We start from the raw sequence: 16,546 nt of genomic DNA on the forward strand, positions 1-16,546 counted from the left end.
GTCTTTCCTATCACGGACATCAAGGAGATGTACTCCCTCGAATTCGAGGGCTATTCCCTGGGCGTCCCCAAATACTCCCTCATCGAGTGCCAGAAGCGGGGCATGACCTATGCCGCCCCCCTCAAGGCCACCCTTTCCCTCAACATCTTCGAGGGCGAAGGCGAAGAACGCAAGTTCACCGAGAAGATCACCAATGACGTGTACATCGGCGATCTCCCGCTCATCACCCAGAACGGCACGTTCATCATCAATGGCGCGGAACGCGTCATCGTGTCGCAGTTGCACCGCTCGCCCGGCGTAAGCTTCGACGAAGAGACCCATCCCAACGGCAAGCGCTTGCTCAAGGCGCGCGTGATCCCGTATCGCGGATCGTGGGTGGAGTTCCTCGTGGACGTGAACGAGGCGATGTACATCAACATCGATCGCCGCCGCAAGATCCCGGCCACCATCCTCCTGCGCGCCATCGGATTTTCGCGCAACCAGGACCTGGTCAAGCTTTTCTACGAATCCGAAGACCTGGCCGTCACCAAGGAATACGCCTCCCTCGAGGACAAGGTGCTCTTCGAGGACCTGGTCGACAAGGACACCGGCGAGATGATCGCCGAATCCAATACCGTCATCACCCCCGTGCTCGCCAAGAAAATCAGCGAGCTGGGCTTCAAGAAGGTGAAGATCATCAAGGGCGTGGAGAGCAATCCCGTCCTGCACAACACGCTTTCGGCCGATCCCACCTCGAACGAGGAAGAGGCCCTGTTCCGCATCTACTCCCTGATCCGCCCCGGAGATCCGCCCAACGTGGCCACCGCCCGGACCTTGCTCGAACGCCTGTTCTTCGACGACAAGCGTTATGACTTGGGCGAAGTGGGCCGCTACCGCATGAACTCGCGCCTGAAGCTCAAGGTCCCCATGGACACCATGGTCATGACCAAGGACGATTTCATCGCTATCATGCGCTACCTGGTCTCCCTGTTCCTTCAGGAAGGCTACCTGGACGATATCGATCATCTGGGCAACCGCCGCGTCCGGTCGGTGGGCGAGCTGCTGGGCAACCAGTTCAGCCTCGGCCTCACCCGCATGGCGCGCACGATCCGCGAGCGTTTGTCGCTGCGCGATACGGAAGAACTGACCCCTCAGGATCTGGTCAACGCCCGTACGGTTTCGACGGTCATCTCCACGTTCTTCGGCAGCAGCCAGCTCTCGCAGTTCATGGATCAGATGAATCCGCTGGCCGAGTTGACCCACAAGCGCCGCATGTCGGCCTTGGGACCGGGCGGCTTGACCCGCGAACGCGCCGGCTTCGAAGTGCGCGACGTGCATCATTCCCACTACGGGCGCCTGTGCCCGATCGAAACGCCGGAAGGCCCGAACATCGGCCTGATCTCCTCCTTGGCCGCCTATGCCAAGGTGAACCAGTTCGGCTTCATCGAAACCCCTTACCGCAAGGTGAAGAATGGCGTGGTCTCCGACGAGGTCACCTACCTCACCGCCGATCAGGAAGACGATTATTACGTGGCGCCCGCTTCGACCATCATCGACGCCAAGAATAAGTTCGTGAACGAATTCGTGATCGCGCGTAAGCAGGGCGAATTCCCGCTGGTGCCCCGCGACCAGGTGCAGCTCATGGACGTGAGCCCCAAGCAACTGGTCTCCATCGCCGCCGGCCTCATTCCGTTCCTGGAACATGATGACGCCAACCGCGCCTTGATGGGCTCCAACATGCAGCGCCAGGCCGTGCCTTTGCTTGTCCCCGATTCCCCCTACGTGGGAACCGGCCTGGAAGGCAAGGCCGCCTACGATTCCGGCGCCATGGTGACGGCCCTCCATGCGGGCGTGATCCATGCCGTGGACGCGCGCACCATCGTGGTCAAGCGCGAAGAAGCGGGCAAGCTGGTCACCGACTTCCTGGACGTGCCCGAGTACGATACCTATACGCTGCGCAAGTTCGAACGTTCCAACCAGGATTCCTGCATCAACCAGCGCGTGCTGGTGAACGTGGGGGACGCGGTCAAGAAGGGCCAAGTCCTCGCCGACGGCTCCAGCACGTCGCAAGGCGAGCTGGCCTTGGGCAAGAACATCCTGATCGGGTTCCTTCCCTGGAACGGCTACAACTACGAAGATGCCATCATCATCTCCGAAGAGCTGTCCAAGAAGGACACCTTCACCTCGATCCATATCGAGGAGTACGAACTGGAAGTGCGCGACACCAAGCGCGGACCGGAAGAGCTGACGCGGGAAATCCCCAACGTTTCGGAAGAATCGTTGCGGAACCTGGACGAGAGCGGCATCATCCGCGTGGGCGCGGAAGTGGAAGCGGGCGACATCTTGGTTGGAAAAGTGACGCCTAAAGGCGAGACCGAGCTTTCCCCGGAAGAACGCCTGTTGCGCGCCATCTTCGGCGAGAAGGCCGGCGACGTTCGCGATAGCTCCCTGAAGGCTCCTCCGGGCATGAAGGGCATCGTCGTCGAAACCCGCGTGTTCTCCCGCAAGGAACGCGATAAGAAGACCAAGAAGAGCGATAAGGACCGGATCGACGAGTTGCGCGCGACCATGAGCGCCCGCATCCAGGAGATCACCCAGGCCCGCGACAAGAAGCTGCTCGAGCTCTTGGACGGCAAGGACTCGCAGGAGATCCGCGACGGATCGACCAACGAGCTGATCCAGGGCAAGGGCAAGAAGTTCAACGACAAAGTGCTACAGAAGATCAACTTCTCCGACGTGAACATCCCCGACGGGCTGACCACGGACGAGAAGGCCAACACTACGGCCGAGAAGGTGCTGCACAGCGCCAACGAGATGATCTTCCGCCTGGAAGACGAGCTGGACAAGGAGATCGACAAGATCATCCGCGGCGACGAACTGAAGCCCGGCGTGCTGCAACTGGTCAAGATCTATATCGCCAAGAAGCGCCGCATCGCGGTGGGCGATAAGATGGCGGGCCGCCACGGCAATAAGGGCGTCATTTCCAAGATCGTTCCGGTCGAAGATATGCCTTTCATGCCCAATGGCCAGCCGGTGCAGATCCTGCTCAATCCCCTCGGCGTGCCTTCGCGTATGAACGTGGGACAGGTCTTGGAGACGCATTTGGGCTGGGCGGCGCAAGCCCTCGGCATCAAGATCGCCACCCCCGTCTTCGACGGCGCGAGCTACGAGGACATCATCGTCGCCTTGAAGGAGGCCAAGCTGCCGCCATCCGGCAAGACCGTGCTGTTCGACGGCCGTACCGGCGAGCGCCTCATGAACGAGGTGTGCGTGGGCGTCATGTACATGCTGAAGCTGGGCCACTTGGTGGACGACAAGATCCACGCCCGTTCCATCGGCCCGTACTCCCTGGTCACCCAGCAGCCGCTGGGCGGCAAGAGCCAGTTCGGCGGCCAGCGCTTCGGCGAAATGGAAGTGTGGGCGCTGGAAGCCTACGGCGCGGCCTATACGCTGCAGGAAATGCTCACGGTCAAGTCCGATGACGTCATGGGCCGCTCGAAGATCTACGAGTCCATCGTCAAAGGCGAGAACGCGCCGCGTCCCGGCGTGCCCGAGTCCTTCAACGTGTTGATCAAGGAAATGCAGGCGCTTTGCCTCGATGTCAAGTTCATGCAAGAAGAAGAGGAGCTGGTATAATGAACGAGTTTTTCGAAAACTCCTCCGAAGCCCAAGACAAAGAAGCCATCAGCATCCAGCTCGCGTCCCCCGACGTGGTGCGCGGCTGGTCCTATGGCGAAGTCACCAAGCCCGAGACCATCAACTACCGGTCGTTCAAGCCCGAGAAGGATGGTCTGTTCTGCGAACGCATTTTCGGACCGGTGAAGAACTGGGAATGCTCGTGCGGTAAGTACAAGCGCATCCGCTATCGCGGCGTGGTTTGCGACCGTTGCGGCGTGGAAGTGACCCATTCCAAGGTGCGCCGCGAGCGCATGGGCCATATCGAATTGGCCGTGCCCGTCGTGCACATCTGGTTCTTCAAGTCGCTTCCGTCGGTCATTGGCAGCCTGCTCGGCATGTCGGTCACCAACCTCGAACGCGTCATCTATTATGAATCCTACATCGTCCTCGATCCGGGCGACACCGACCTCAAGCTCGGCCAGCTCATTTCGGAAGACGAGTACATCGATCTCGAGGACGAAGGCCGCCATTTCGACGCCAAGATGGGCGCTTCGGCCATTAAGCAGCTCCTCGCCGAGCTGAATCCCGAGACCCTGTCCGGCGACATGCGCCGCCGCATCAAGGACGAGACCAGCTCCCAGCGTAAGCAGGATCTGCTCAAGCGCCTCAAGGTCGTGGAAGCCTTCCGCAAGAGCCCGAACCGTCCCGAGTGGATGGTCCTGGACGTGCTGCCGGTCATCCCGCCCGACTTGCGCCCCCTCGTTCCCCTGGAAGGCGGCCGTTTCGCCACCTCCGATCTGAACGATCTGTATCGCCGCGTCATCAACCGCAACAACCGGTTGAAGAAGCTGATCGACATCAAGGCTCCCGAAGTCATCTTGCGCAACGAAAAGCGCATGCTCCAGGAAGCGGTGGACGTGTTGTTTGACAACGGCCGCCGCACCTTCTCGGTCAAGGGCGAAAACCGCCGTCCTCTGAAGTCGCTGTCCGAATTGCTGAAAGGCAAGCAGGGCCGCTTCCGCCAGAACCTGCTGGGCAAGCGCGTCGATTATTCCGGCCGTTCCGTGATCGTGGTGGGCCCGGATCTCAAGATCCACCAGTGCGGCCTGCCCAAGCCCATGGCCCTCGAGCTGTACAAGCCTTTCATCATCCAGAAGCTGGAAGAGAAGGGCTTCGTGCACACCGTGAAGTCGGCCAAGAAGTTCGTGGAAAAGGAACGTCCCGAGGTGTGGGACATTCTCGAGGAGATCATCGAAGATCACCCCGTCCTCCTGAACCGCGCCCCCACCTTGCATCGTCTGGGCATCCAGGCTTTCTATCCCAAGCTGGTGGAAGGCAAGGCCATCCGCCTGCATCCGCTGGTCTGTACCGCCTTCAACGCCGATTTCGACGGCGATCAGATGGCCATCCACTTGCCGCTCTCCTTCGAGGCGCAGCTGGAATGCCGCATCCTGATGATGTCGTCCAACAACATCCTGCATCCCGCCTCGGGCCAGCCCATCGCGGTGCCCTCGCAGGATATCGTGCTCGGTTGCTACTACCTGACGGCCATGAAGACCAAGGGCAAGGGCGCCGGCAAGATGTTCTCCAGCGTGGACGAAGCCGTGGCCTGCCTGGAAGCGGGCGGCGTGGAACTCCACGTGCCGGTCAAGATCAAGATGGACGGCGTGATCATCGAAACCTCGGTGGGCCGCGCCATCCTGAACCAGGTCATCCCCAAGGAACTCGGCTTCATCAACAAGAGCTTCGACAAGAAGACCATCTCGGCCACCATCGATCGGTATTTCCGTATCGCCGGCAACGAGAAGACTTGCTTGTTCCTGGACGCCATCAAGGAGACCGGCTTCAAGTGGGCCACCAAGGGCGGCATGACCGTTTCCATCAACGACATGATCATCCCGCCCGAGAAGTACGAGATGATCAAAGGCACCAAAATCAAGGTGGACAAGGTCTCGGAACTGTACGAGAACGGCGTCATCACCGACGGCGAGCGCTATAACCAGGTCATCGACTTGTGGTCGCATACCACCAACGACGTGGCCACCCTCGTGTACGAAAAGCTGTCCCAGGACCGCGACGGGTTCAATCCCGTGTACATGATGGCGGTGTCGGGCGCCCGCGGTTCCCGCGAGCAGATCAAGCAGCTCTCGGGCATGCGCGGCCTGATGGCCAAGCCCCAGAAGAAGATCACCGGGCACGAAATCATCGAGAACCCGATTCTCTCCTGCTTCCGCGAAGGCCTGAACGTGCTGGAGTACTTCATCTCCACCCACGGCGCCCGTAAGGGTCTGGCCGATACGGCCTTGAAGACGGCCGATGCCGGCTACCTGACCCGCCGCTTGGTGGACGTGGCCCAGGACGTGGTCGTGAACGAAGAGGATTGCGGCACCGTACTCGGCCTCGATATGACCGATACGATGGAAGGCGAAGACGTGGTCGTCCCGCTGTCCGACAAGATCCTCGGCCGCGTGGCATGCGACGATGTTTATCATCCCGTCAGCGACGACGTGATCAGCCATGCCGGCGAGCTCTTCGACGAAGTCATGGCCGAGAAGATCAAGCTGGCCGGCATCGAAAGCGTCAAGGTGCGCTCGGTGCTGACTTGCGAAGCCATCAAGGGCGTCTGCGGCAAGTGCTACGGCCGAAACCTGGCCAACGGCCGCATGATCGACATCGGCGAAGCCGTAGGCGTCATGGCCGCCCAGTCCATCGGCGAGCCGGGCACCCAGCTGACCTTGCGCACCTTCCACATCGGCGGCGCGGCTTCGCGCATGACCGCGGAATCGGTGAAGAAGGCCAAGTGGGATTCCAAGATCGCGCTCCGCGACGTGGAAACCGTCACAAACCGCAAAGGGGAAGAAGTGGTGGTCTCCCGCTCGGGCGAAATGTCCCTGCTGGACGATCACGGCATCACCAAGGTACGCTACGTGGTGCCCTACGGCGCCCTCCTGAAAGTGAAGGACGGCGATAAGATCAAGGCCGGGACCTTGCTGTTCGAATGGGATCCGTACAACATCCTGATCATCACCAAGTCGGCCGGCAAGGTCGAGTTCGACGGACTCAAAGAAGGCGTTACCTTCATCACCGAGTACGATGACACCACCGGCATGGAACGCCTGCGCGTCATCCGCGACAAGCGCGCCAAGCTGCATCCGCACGTGGTCATCATGAGCGAGGACGGCAAGACCAAGCTCGGCCGCTACGCGGTTCCCGAGAACGCCTACTTGCAGTTCAAGGACGGCGCCGCGGCCCATGCGGGCGAGGCCATCGTGAAGATCGCGCGCGCCGCGGGCAAGACCCGCGACATCACCGGCGGTCTTCCCCGCGTGGCCGAGCTCTTCGAGGCGCGCCGCCCGAAGGCTCCCGCCGTGGTCACCGCCATCGACGGCATCGTCGAGTTCGGGGACGTGGAACGCGGTCAGCAGCGCATCATGATCGAGGACGGCGAGGTGAAGGAATCCTACCTGATCCCGCGCGGCAAGCACGTGACGGTGCATCCGGGCGACCGCGTGCGCTCGGGCGACAAGCTGTGCGACGGCCCCATCGATCCGCATGACATCCTGCAGATCGCCGGCGACGCCGCCGTGCAGCGTTACCTTGTGGAAGAAATCCAGGCCGTGTACCGCCTCCAGGGCGTGACCATCTCGGACAAGCATATCGAGTGCATCGTCCGCCAGATGTTGCGCAAGGTGGCGGTGGAACAGCCCAACGACACCGAGCTCTTGGAAGGGGAGGAAATCTCCAAGGCCAGGATTCGCGCGGAGAACGCTCGCGTGCAGGCCCAGGGCTTGCGCCCGGCCAGCTTCCGCCCGATGTTGCTTGGCATCACCAAGGCCTCCTTGGCGACGGACAGCTTCATTTCGGCCGCGTCCTTCCAGGAAACCACCAAGGTCTTGACCAACGCCGCCATCGCCGGCAAGATCGATACCTTGGAAGGCCTGAAGGAAAACGTCATCATGGGCCGCCTGATCCCTTCGGGAACCGGCAATCCCATGGTGAACGCCCTGCGCATCCGCGACTTGGACGCCGAGTCCGAGGAAGCCCATGCGCTGGCCGAAGTGGGCCAAGCCTCGGCGGGTTCGGGCGACGGCCCGATGCAGCCCGCGGAAGGGGAGCCCAGCGCGGCATGATTTGGGCCGGGAGCGGACGGAAATCCGCTCCCGGTTTCTCAAATTCCCCTGGGAAACGGCCTAACGCCTTGACGGTTCACGAGATATTCAGCTAACTTTCACCACCTCACGAGAAAAAAACGGAGAAGTCCCAACAGTGCCGACTATCAGCCAATTGATCCGCAAGGGGCGCATTAAGCAAAGCGCCAAGAGCAAGGCCCCGGCCTTGATGGGCAGCCCGCAAAAGCGCGGCGTCTGCACCCGCGTGTACACCACCACGCCGAAGAAGCCCAACTCCGCCTTGCGGAAGATCGCCCGCGTGCGGCTTTCCAATAAGATGGAAGTCACCTGCTACATCCCGGGTGAAGGCCATAACCTGCAAGAGCACTCCATCGTCCTTATCCGCGGCGGCCGCGTGAAGGACGTGCCCGGAGTGCGCTACCATATCATCCGCGGAACGCTGGATACCTCCGGCGTCGAAGGCCGCAAGCAGAGCCGTTCTCTGTACGGCGTGAAGAAGCCCAAGGCCGGCGCCGCCGCCGCACCCGCCAAGGGCGGCAAGAAATAATTACGGCTCAAGGAATATAGAGGAACACGATGTCTAGAAGAAAAAGAGCCGATAAGCGTAAGATTTACGGTGACCCCAAGTTCAATAGCACCTTGATCACCCAGTTCATGAACGTCGTCGTCAGCAAGGGCAAACGCTCCATCGCCGAAGACTTGGTCTACTCCGCCCTCGTCGAATTCAAGAAGAAGATCGGCGGCGAGGACGATGAGCTGACCCTGTTCAAGAACGCGCTCAACAACATCAAGCCGTCCTTGGAAGTGAAGTCCCGCCGCGTGGGCGGAGCCAACTACCAGGTCCCTGTGGAAGTGAATCCCACCCGCCGCACCGCCCTCGCGCTGCGCTGGCTGAAGGAATCGGCCCAAGGCCGTAATGAGAAGGACATGGCCCGCCGGCTGTCCGCCGAATTGGTCCAGGCCCTCAACAACGAAGGCAATGCGGTCAAGAAAAAGCAGGACATCCACCGCATGGCGGAATCGAATAAGGCCTTCGCGCACTTTAGGTGGTAAGACCAACCGCGGGCGCCATACGCCTGCCGTGGTGAACGGACTTCCGCGTATCGGCGGAAGCGTCGAAATCGGATAAAGAAAACCCCGGGGTTCAACCTGGGGTTTTTCTTTTCCGGCCTGCCCGGCCATCCGGCGTTATCCACCCTTCACCGGCACGCGCGATCCAAATTCGAACGAAGCGATCGTTCCTCGCCGCGGATGAAAAGTATCCGACGGATCGCGATCGGGAATCGGAGCGAAGAACCACATTTACTGGTTATATTTTCCGCGAACTGGCCATCCGCATCCAATACGCGGAGATGTCCGTGCAGATGGGGAAGATGGCGAGGCCGTACGCTAGTTGGATTCGGCCATGGTGCAAGGTTCCGGACCCGAGCGGTAAGCGGAACGTGAACAAGCCTAGTAAACCCCGGCTGCATTGCAAGAACGTCAACAACTGAAACGTGGTGACGGCGACAACGGAAGGATCGGAAACCCCGGGATGTTCCTCGGGGTTTTGCTTTTTTGGCAACACTGAAATCGTTACATCCCGAACAAGTCATACATCTTAACCTCGGGCCCGGGAAAACTCCTTCGGCCTTTTCAATGTGTGCCAATCTTCTGAACCTCCAACGAAAGGGAAAGTTGCGCATGAGAAACCCAGCCAACGCGCTGCTATGGGGCTCGCTGCTGATGCTATCGGCAGGAGCCCAAGCGGCCAAGACCAAGATCATCGACAATGGGGCGGATGCCGGAAAGAAGGTCATCGCCATCATCGGCGACGGATACAATTCGGCTCAGCAAACGCGCTACAACACCGACGTAACGAACTTCATCTCCAACGGGGTTTTCGGCCACGATTTCTACCAAGAGAACTCCAGCGCCTTCAACGTTTACCGGGTGAACCTCACCTCCGTGGACAGCACGGTGAGCACGCGGGTCTACGATGAGAAAGGCACGTCCACCGATCCGACGGATGACGTGATCCTCTCGACCACGATGCGCAATACGGCCCTCAAGTACATCTTCTCGGGCTCCTGGGCCCATTGCTGGGTCGAGCCATCGGCCCAAAGCGAGACCCTGATCCAGAATGCCCTCGCAGCCAACGTGCCAAACGCCGACTACGTCGTCATCCTGCTGAACAATCCCAACTACGGCGGTTGCGGCGGTAACGGGCGCCTGGTGGTGCCGCGCGGCATCGACTGGTCCGTGGTCGCGCATGAGATGGGTCACGGCATCGGCGGGCTCATGGACGAGTATACCGGCGGAGGGCCTTATACGGGCGGGTCGATCAACGGCGTGAATTGCACGACCGACCTGAATCGCGCGACCACATACTGGAAGCGTTTCATCGATCCGGCCACTGCCTTGCCCACCACCTTCGGCGGGACCATGGATGCGACCCGCTCGGTGGGCGCCTTCCCGGGTTGCGGCACCAAGGATTCCCAGATCTACCGGCCGGTTTCCAATTGCCGCATGAATTCCAATTCCCCGAACTACTGCCCGGTCTGCTATACCCATATCAAGAAGCTGCTCTACCCGGATTTGAACCAGACCTTCGATAATCCGCTGTACGCCGATTTTAGCGGTGACGGCAAGGAAGACATCGTGCTCAAGACCAGCCAGGAGCTCCACCTGTACCAAGCAACCGGGACCGCGCCCAATACCTTGGGCCTGGTCGGCGTGTACAACCACACCATCCCGGCCGGCACGGGCGGCGCGACCTGGACCATCAGCTCCGACGACTCGTTCTATCCCGGCGATTTCGACGGCGATGGCAAGACCGATTTGTACGTGATCACGGGCTTGAGCCAACCCACGCATAAGGTGGGATTGCTGAAATCCACGGGGACGGGCTACCAATGCATCAAGGTGTACTCTACTACCATCGGCACCTGGAACTTGAACCCCTATGACCGGGTCTACGTGGGGGATTTCAATGGCGATAAGAAGGCGGATCTCCTGTTGCAGGCCTTCATCAGCGGCAATCGCGTCGGCATGTTCACGAGCAGCGGTACCGGTTTGACCATGGCCATGAACCAAAGCAATTCCTGGTCGGGCTGGACCATGGGCGGCAATGACCGCTTCCTGTTGGGAGACTTCGACGGCGACGGCAAGACCGACATTTACGTCCAGAACTATTACGACTGGGGCGGCTCGAAATACGTCGGCATGCTCAAGTCCACCGGGACGAACTTCACGGTCGTGAAGGTATTCACCAATTCCCTTCCGGGCTGGACCATGGGATCGGTGGATCAATTGTACGTCGGCGATTTCGATGGCGATAAGAAGGCCGATCTTTTCGTGTGGAACAGCGGATACGATTGGGGCGGAACCTCTTACCTGGCCATGCTGAAGTCATCCGCCACCAACCTAGCCAACACCAATGAGTATTGGTCCAGCAGCAACTCCACCCCGGGTTGGTCCATTACCTCGGGCGATCAGTTCTACGTCGGGGACGCGAACAAGGATGGCAAAGCCGATCTCTACGTATTCAACACTTCCAATTGGGGCACTGAATACCTCGGCGCGATGATTTCCAGCGGGACTGCGCTTTCGGCCAATTGGGTGGCCGACTGGGTGGGTGGCTGGAACCTGGGTAGCGTCGATATCCTCCAGCCCGCGCGCTACGAAGGCGCCGCGGGGAAATCCGATCTCTATATCCACAATTCGGAATGGTTCGGAATGATCCGGTACACCAACCCCGGCTTCACCCTGGACCGCCTGTACTTCCATTGGATCTATACCGCGCTCTACGACTCGGCCCCCTGGTCGGATGATTTCCCGTGATGGCGGAAGGGAAAGGACGGCAAGACATGCGAACCGAAACGAACCAGGATACGCAAACGAATATCAAAGAAGGAAAGCCTATGAAATCCATGCAACGCAATTTCCGGCGCCTCGGCCTCGCCTCGGTAGTGGGGCTAGGCCTGGCCTACGCGACGACCTCGCGGGCCGACACCGTTTCCCCCGGCGACCCGGGCCATCCCCCGCAAGGGCCTGCCAGCCCCGGTCGGATGACCCCTCCGGAGCAGGCCTCCAAATCCGATCCCATGGCCGAATACCAGCGGCAGGGAAAGGCGAACGACGCGCAGGGCCGGCCCGCGGCGTCCGTCAAGCCCAGCTCCGCGGCTTCCGGCCATAAGCACCTCCATTGCGTCTTCAAGATCAAGCCCGATGGGAGCTATCGCCTGGAGCGCGCGGTCGAGGTGGATGGGGACCCGCTGGTTTCCGAGGAGGCCGCCGGCCCGATCATCACCGAAGTCTCGAAAGGGTCGAACGTGGTGAGCATCCAAGCGCACGTCGATCCCTTCGAAGAGCGGGGTTTCTCCTCGCCCGGTCAAGGGCCGAAGGGCCATCATTTCCAATCCGCCGAAGAGGGGGAAGTAGTGGTGAAGATCCCGCAGGCCAGCCTCGCCGATACCGACCTGGATAAATTGTCGGTGCGCTTCTACCGCTGGCAGGGCTCCGAGGCCCTGGAGCACGTGGATGGCGAGAACTTCAAGGAGTACAAGCGGCTCAATAGGGTGCGCGGCTTCTCCGAAGTTCCCGGCACGATCCTGGGCAGGGAAATCAGAAGCAAAGGCACGGTAACGCCCCGTTAGCCCTCACCGCTTCCGTTCGGGCGGAGGCGCTTGCTTCCTCTCCCGGAAGCGCCCGCTTCTGGAAACAGAAACGTCCATCCCAAAGCCACCGGGGTAAGCCCCGGGGGCTTTTCTTTGCCGTCTCTCTGATCAGCTTCTTCGCCCATTTGTTCTTGGGCTCCACTTCCAGCACCTTGGACAGATAGGTCTTGGCCTCATCGTATTCCTTCGCTTCGAAATGCAATTGCGCCATGCTGGACCAGAGGAGGATGTTCAGCTTCCCGTCATTGGCGCCCTCGGAAAGCAATCCCGCTTCATACGCGTCGCGCGCCGGCTCCTTGAGGCCCAAATCGTTGAACTTGTTCCCCACGTCCAGGCAGGTGCGCGCGGGATTGGGTTGGAAGATGCAAAAGGCCTGATCCTTGCCCTTCGCGATGGCCATGAAGGCGGGCTTGTCGACGCCCGGGAAGCGCGCCCGGTACGAGGTATAGGCTTCTTCGTAGAAAATGAGATTGGCATCCACCGAATCGTTATGCTGGGCCACCAGGTGGAGGGAATCCAGATCGTTGATGCTGGCGCTCCGCTCGGGCGTGTCGCGGTGCACGCTGCACGCGGTCATCAGGGATGCGAGGCATCCGCCCAGGGCGAATGCCATAAAGCGGTTCAGGGCCGATGGGGAAGGCGGGAGGATCATGGTGCCTTTGGGCGATAGGGACCGGCATAAGTGCCGGCCCGCCCCTAAGGTACATGGTGAACGCATCGCGCGCAGGCTGCCGTTGGGATTTTGGGCATGTCCGGACCCTCGCCTCTCTTTAGCATGCGACGCAGGCGCATTTTTCCGTTCGGAATCGTCCTATCCTCGGGAAGCGATAGGAGAAAAAAGACATGCCCTCTTCGCTAGGCAAATGGCTCGGCATCGCATTGTCATTATTAGCCGCCGAAGCGCGGGCCGCGCCATCCTCCGCCGATCCATCCGATCAGGCTTTGTTCTTCATGCCCACCGCCTTTCTACCGCCCGCCGGGGCATTCAGCTTCCGCGATTTCGAATTGCTGTTCCTAACCTTCGGCTATTCCCCCGGGGAGCGCACCGCCCTCTCGGTCGGCTTCTTGTTTCCGGTTCTGCCCGGCCTCCAAGTCGGTACCATCGGTTTGAAACGGAATCTTTGGAGCGACGGATCCAGAGCGGCCCTTTCGATCACGGGCAGCCTGACCAAGCCTCTCGGCGATGGCCCTCCGGACGATGTGGGCATCTTCGCCAACTCCAACCTGATCGCCAGCAAACGCTTCGAAGGATCGGACGGCGAGGAGTACTTCGGGATGCATGGGGCGATCGGTTATCTGGGGCATCGGGAACGGTACGGCTTTAGGCTGCATGGAGAAAGGCTGGCCGCCGACATCGCCGGGCTTCGTCCATTCACGGGCACCGGCGTGGGAAAGATCATCCTCTGGCCGCTGCTCGTGGTTTCCTACCGGATTTAATCCTGCCACGGGCGTCGGCCTTCCGGACATTCTATAATTACTCCTTCCGGGGCTTCCCCGGATCCGACCATGGCTACTCCCCCTAAAGACACGCGTTCCATCGCCATCCTCGCCCACGTGGATGCGGGCAAGACCACCGTGTCCGAACGTTTGCTGTATTTCAGCGAGACCATTCCCGGGCTTGGCGAGGTGGATGAGGGCTTGGCCACCATGGATTACCTCGAAGAGGAGCGGAAGCGCGGCATCACCATCGAGGCGGGCATCGCCAGCTACCAATGGAAGGGGACCCGCGTCACCTTCGTGGATACCCCCGGCCATGTGGACTTCGGGGTGGAGGTGGATTTCGCCCTACAAGCCGTGGAGGGGGTCATCCTCGTGCTATCGGGGGTGAGCGGCATCGAATCGCAAAGCCTGGAAGCCTGGGAGAAGGTCAGGGCGAACAAGAATCAGGCCCTGCTCTTCATCAACAAGCTCGATCTGACGGGCGCCGACTACCGTAAGGTGATGGAGCAAATCGAGGTGATGTTCCGGGTCAAGCCCGTAGCCTTGACGTTACCCGTGTACCTGCCCGAGCTGGACGGCGTCATCGACGTGCTCAACCAATTGGCCCTCTACCGCTCGGTGGAAAACCCCCGGAAGCTGATCAAGGGCGAGGTGCCCGCCTTGCTGGCGGAAGCATACGCCAAAGCGCGCCAAGACCTGATCGACGTGGCCTCCCAATTCGACGACGGCATCGCCTCTGCTTGGCTGGCGGGCGAGGAAATTCCCAGCGACAAGCTGGTGGCCGGCCTCAAGCTCGCCATGCGAAAGGGCGGGCATATCCCGGTCTACATGGGCTCGGCCCTCAAGAACGTGGGCATCCGGCAATTGATGAACGGCATCAATCTGCTTTTGCCCCCGTCCAGCGCCCCGTCCCACGGCGCGATCGGATTCATCATCAAGATCCGCCATTACCAGGATATCGGGAAAATCTTCCTAGCCAAGATTTTCGATCCCGACGGCCTTAAAACCCTGCCAGGCACCCGCTGCTTCCGCGTCTTCGCCGAATCCTTGGAGGAAATCAAGGATCTGTCCCAAATCCGGCCCGGCGACGTGATCGCCCTGCAATCGCCGCAGCATTACCGCATGGGCCAAATGCTCCTGCCGAATGGCCAGGCCGATGCCGCCGCGCCGTCCATCCTGACCAAGAAATATCGTCCTTTATTGCAATCGCGCATCGAGTTGGTCAACGCCGACGATTACGCCTACGTGGATAAAACCCTGAAAACGCTGGCCGAAACCGAGCCGTCCATCGCCATCGCGCCGGACCCGGGCACCGGCGGTTGGCTGATCAGCACCGTAGGCGAGCTGCAATTGGACGTATTCTGCAAACGACTGAAAAAAGATCACAAATGCGACATCAAGATCGGCGCGCCCAACGTACGCTACCTGGAAAAGCTCAAGGCCGCGCAGAAGGGGCTGGCCAACGCCGCCATCGGCATGGGAGCGGAGATCCGGATCACGGCCGACCTCGCGCCGCTTCCGGAAGAAGCCAATAGCCTCACCTACGGCATCCCCGTATCGCCGGCCTACCGCGAGGTGATCGAATCGGTTTTTTCCAGCTTTTGCTCCGAAGGGGTTTGCGGAATCGGGTCCATCGCCGGCTTGGGTTGCCGGATCACCGGGCTTACGGGCTCCAGCGACCCGGTCCCTCTGCCGCTTTTGGCCAAATGCTTCACCGATTGCCTGAAATTGCACCTTTCCTGCGCCCAGCTCGAGGTTCTGGAACCGATCATGCGGCTGGAAATCATCATTCCTGACGAATTTTGCGGGTTGGTGCTAGCGGACCTGGCCGCGCGAGGCGGGATCATCCGCAAGTTGGACTCCGATGGCTATAACTCGATAATCCTTCTTGAGATACCCTTGGCAAACACGTTCGGCTATACTACTTTACTCCGCTCCTTATCGAAAGGATTGGGTGTTTACGTGCTGACCTTCGAGAAATACGGAGCGAAGCGCACGAACTGAGGCTTAGGCCGAAGTCCAATCCTACCGACCGGGACATCCCTTCGACAGAGAAGGAAACCGGGCCGAGGTTCCGCAAGGATAACCCGGTCCGAGACAAACGACTCAAGAGAGCAAGTGGAGCTGTATTATGGCGAAAGAAAAATTCAACCGGAATAAGCCCCACGTGAACGTCGGCACCATCGGCCACGTGGACCATGGCAAGACATCCCTGACCGCCGCCATCACCACCGTTTTGGCAAAGTCCGGCGGCGCCGTCGCCAAGAGCTACGGTGAAATCGACAACGCTCCCGAAGAGCGCGAACGCGGCATCACCATCAATACCTCGCACGTCGAGTACGAGACCAAGAACCGCCATTACGCCCACGTCGACTGCCCCGGGCACGCCGACTACGTCAAGAACATGGTCACCGGCGCCGCCCAAATGGATGGCGCCATCCTGGTGGTCTCCGCCGCCGACGGGCCCATGCCCCAGACCCGCGAGCACATCCTGCTCGCCCGTCAGGTAGGCGTACCCTACATCGTCGTGTTCATGAACAAGGTGGACATGGTCGAAGACGCCGAGCTCTTGGAGCTCGTCGAAATGGAAATCCGCGATCTTCTCAAGAAGTACGAGTTCCCCGGCGACGATATCCCCATCATCCAGGGCAGCGCCGTCAAGGCCCTCGCCGGCGACATGGGTCCCTTGGGCGAACCCGCCATCCTGAAGCTGATGGAAGC

Annotated in this window: 10 protein-coding genes; 9 read left to right on the plus strand and 1 reads right to left on the minus strand. The window is 60.4% G+C overall.

The window, feature by feature from the left end; all coding sequences use genetic code 11:
- The 6 genes from rpoB to JF616_22375 form a co-directional block, all read left to right on the plus strand.
- A partial coding sequence (gene rpoB, locus JF616_22350; protein ID MBW8890503.1) for a DNA-directed RNA polymerase subunit beta occupies nucleotides 1-3,615 on the plus strand: 3,615 nt, incomplete at its 5' end.
- On the plus strand, nucleotides 3,615-7,727 hold the full coding sequence (gene rpoC / locus JF616_22355) for a DNA-directed RNA polymerase subunit beta' (GenBank protein MBW8890504.1): 4,113 nt from the start codon (nucleotides 3,615-3,617) through the stop codon (nucleotides 7,725-7,727). The genes rpoB and rpoC, both read left to right, overlap by 1 nt.
- A 136-nt stretch (nucleotides 7,728-7,863) precedes the next feature.
- On the plus strand, nucleotides 7,864-8,274 hold the full coding sequence (locus tag JF616_22360) for a 30S ribosomal protein S12 (protein MBW8890505.1): 411 nt from the start codon (nucleotides 7,864-7,866) through the stop codon (nucleotides 8,272-8,274).
- A 29-nt stretch (nucleotides 8,275-8,303) separates the two neighbouring features.
- A complete protein-coding gene (gene rpsG, locus JF616_22365) occupies nucleotides 8,304-8,780 on the plus strand; it encodes a 30S ribosomal protein S7 (protein MBW8890506.1) in 477 nt (158 codons plus the stop codon).
- A 630-nt stretch (nucleotides 8,781-9,410) separates the two neighbouring features.
- Nucleotides 9,411-11,549, plus strand: coding sequence for a VCBS repeat-containing protein (locus JF616_22370; protein MBW8890507.1), 2,139 nt, complete (start codon nucleotides 9,411-9,413; stop codon nucleotides 11,547-11,549).
- Between the two features lie 80 nt (nucleotides 11,550-11,629).
- Nucleotides 11,630-12,364, plus strand: coding sequence for a hypothetical protein (locus tag JF616_22375; GenBank protein ID MBW8890508.1), 735 nt, complete (start codon nucleotides 11,630-11,632; stop codon nucleotides 12,362-12,364).
- On the opposite strand, the gene JF616_22380 is transcribed toward JF616_22375, so the two are convergent.
- The gene (locus JF616_22380; protein MBW8890509.1) at nucleotides 12,333-12,998 is read right to left on the minus strand and encodes a tetratricopeptide repeat protein; all 666 of its coding nucleotides are present in this window, start codon (nucleotides 12,996-12,998) and stop codon (nucleotides 12,333-12,335) included. The genes JF616_22375 and JF616_22380 overlap by 32 nt on opposite strands.
- A 230-nt stretch (nucleotides 12,999-13,228) precedes the next feature.
- Between JF616_22380 and JF616_22385 the strand changes: the two genes are divergently transcribed.
- From JF616_22385 to JF616_22395, 3 genes are all read left to right on the plus strand, one after another.
- Nucleotides 13,229-13,822, plus strand: a complete 594-nt coding sequence (locus tag JF616_22385) for a hypothetical protein (GenBank protein ID MBW8890510.1) — start codon at nucleotides 13,229-13,231, stop codon at nucleotides 13,820-13,822.
- A gap of 69 nt (nucleotides 13,823-13,891) precedes the next feature.
- A complete protein-coding gene (locus JF616_22390) occupies nucleotides 13,892-15,829 on the plus strand; it encodes a GTP-binding protein (protein ID MBW8890511.1) in 1,938 nt (645 codons plus the stop codon).
- Nucleotides 15,830-15,956: 127 nt separating this feature from the next.
- Nucleotides 15,957-16,546 (plus strand): GTP-binding protein (locus JF616_22395; GenBank protein MBW8890512.1); only part of this gene is annotated, 590 nt, incomplete at its 3' end.

The organism is Fibrobacterota bacterium (assembly GCA_019509785.1).
Taxonomy (GTDB): domain Bacteria; phylum Fibrobacterota; class Fibrobacteria; order UBA11236; family UBA11236; genus Chersky-265.

Coding starts and splice junctions, on each gene's coding strand:
- rpoC (MBW8890504.1), top strand. CDS start 3,615: ATGAACGAGTTTTTCGAAAACTCCTCCGAAGCCCAAGACAAAGAAGCC.
- JF616_22375 (MBW8890508.1), top strand. CDS start 11,630: ATGAAATCCATGCAACGCAATTTCCGGCGCCTCGGCCTCGCCTCGGTA.
- JF616_22370 (MBW8890507.1), top strand. CDS start 9,411: ATGAGAAACCCAGCCAACGCGCTGCTATGGGGCTCGCTGCTGATGCTA.
- rpsG (MBW8890506.1), top strand. CDS start 8,304: ATGTCTAGAAGAAAAAGAGCCGATAAGCGTAAGATTTACGGTGACCCC.
- JF616_22390 (MBW8890511.1), top strand. CDS start 13,892: ATGGCTACTCCCCCTAAAGACACGCGTTCCATCGCCATCCTCGCCCAC.
- JF616_22385 (MBW8890510.1), top strand. CDS start 13,229: ATGCCCTCTTCGCTAGGCAAATGGCTCGGCATCGCATTGTCATTATTA.
- JF616_22380 (MBW8890509.1), bottom strand. CDS start 12,998: ATGGCATTCGCCCTGGGCGGATGCCTCGCATCCCTGATGACCGCGTGC.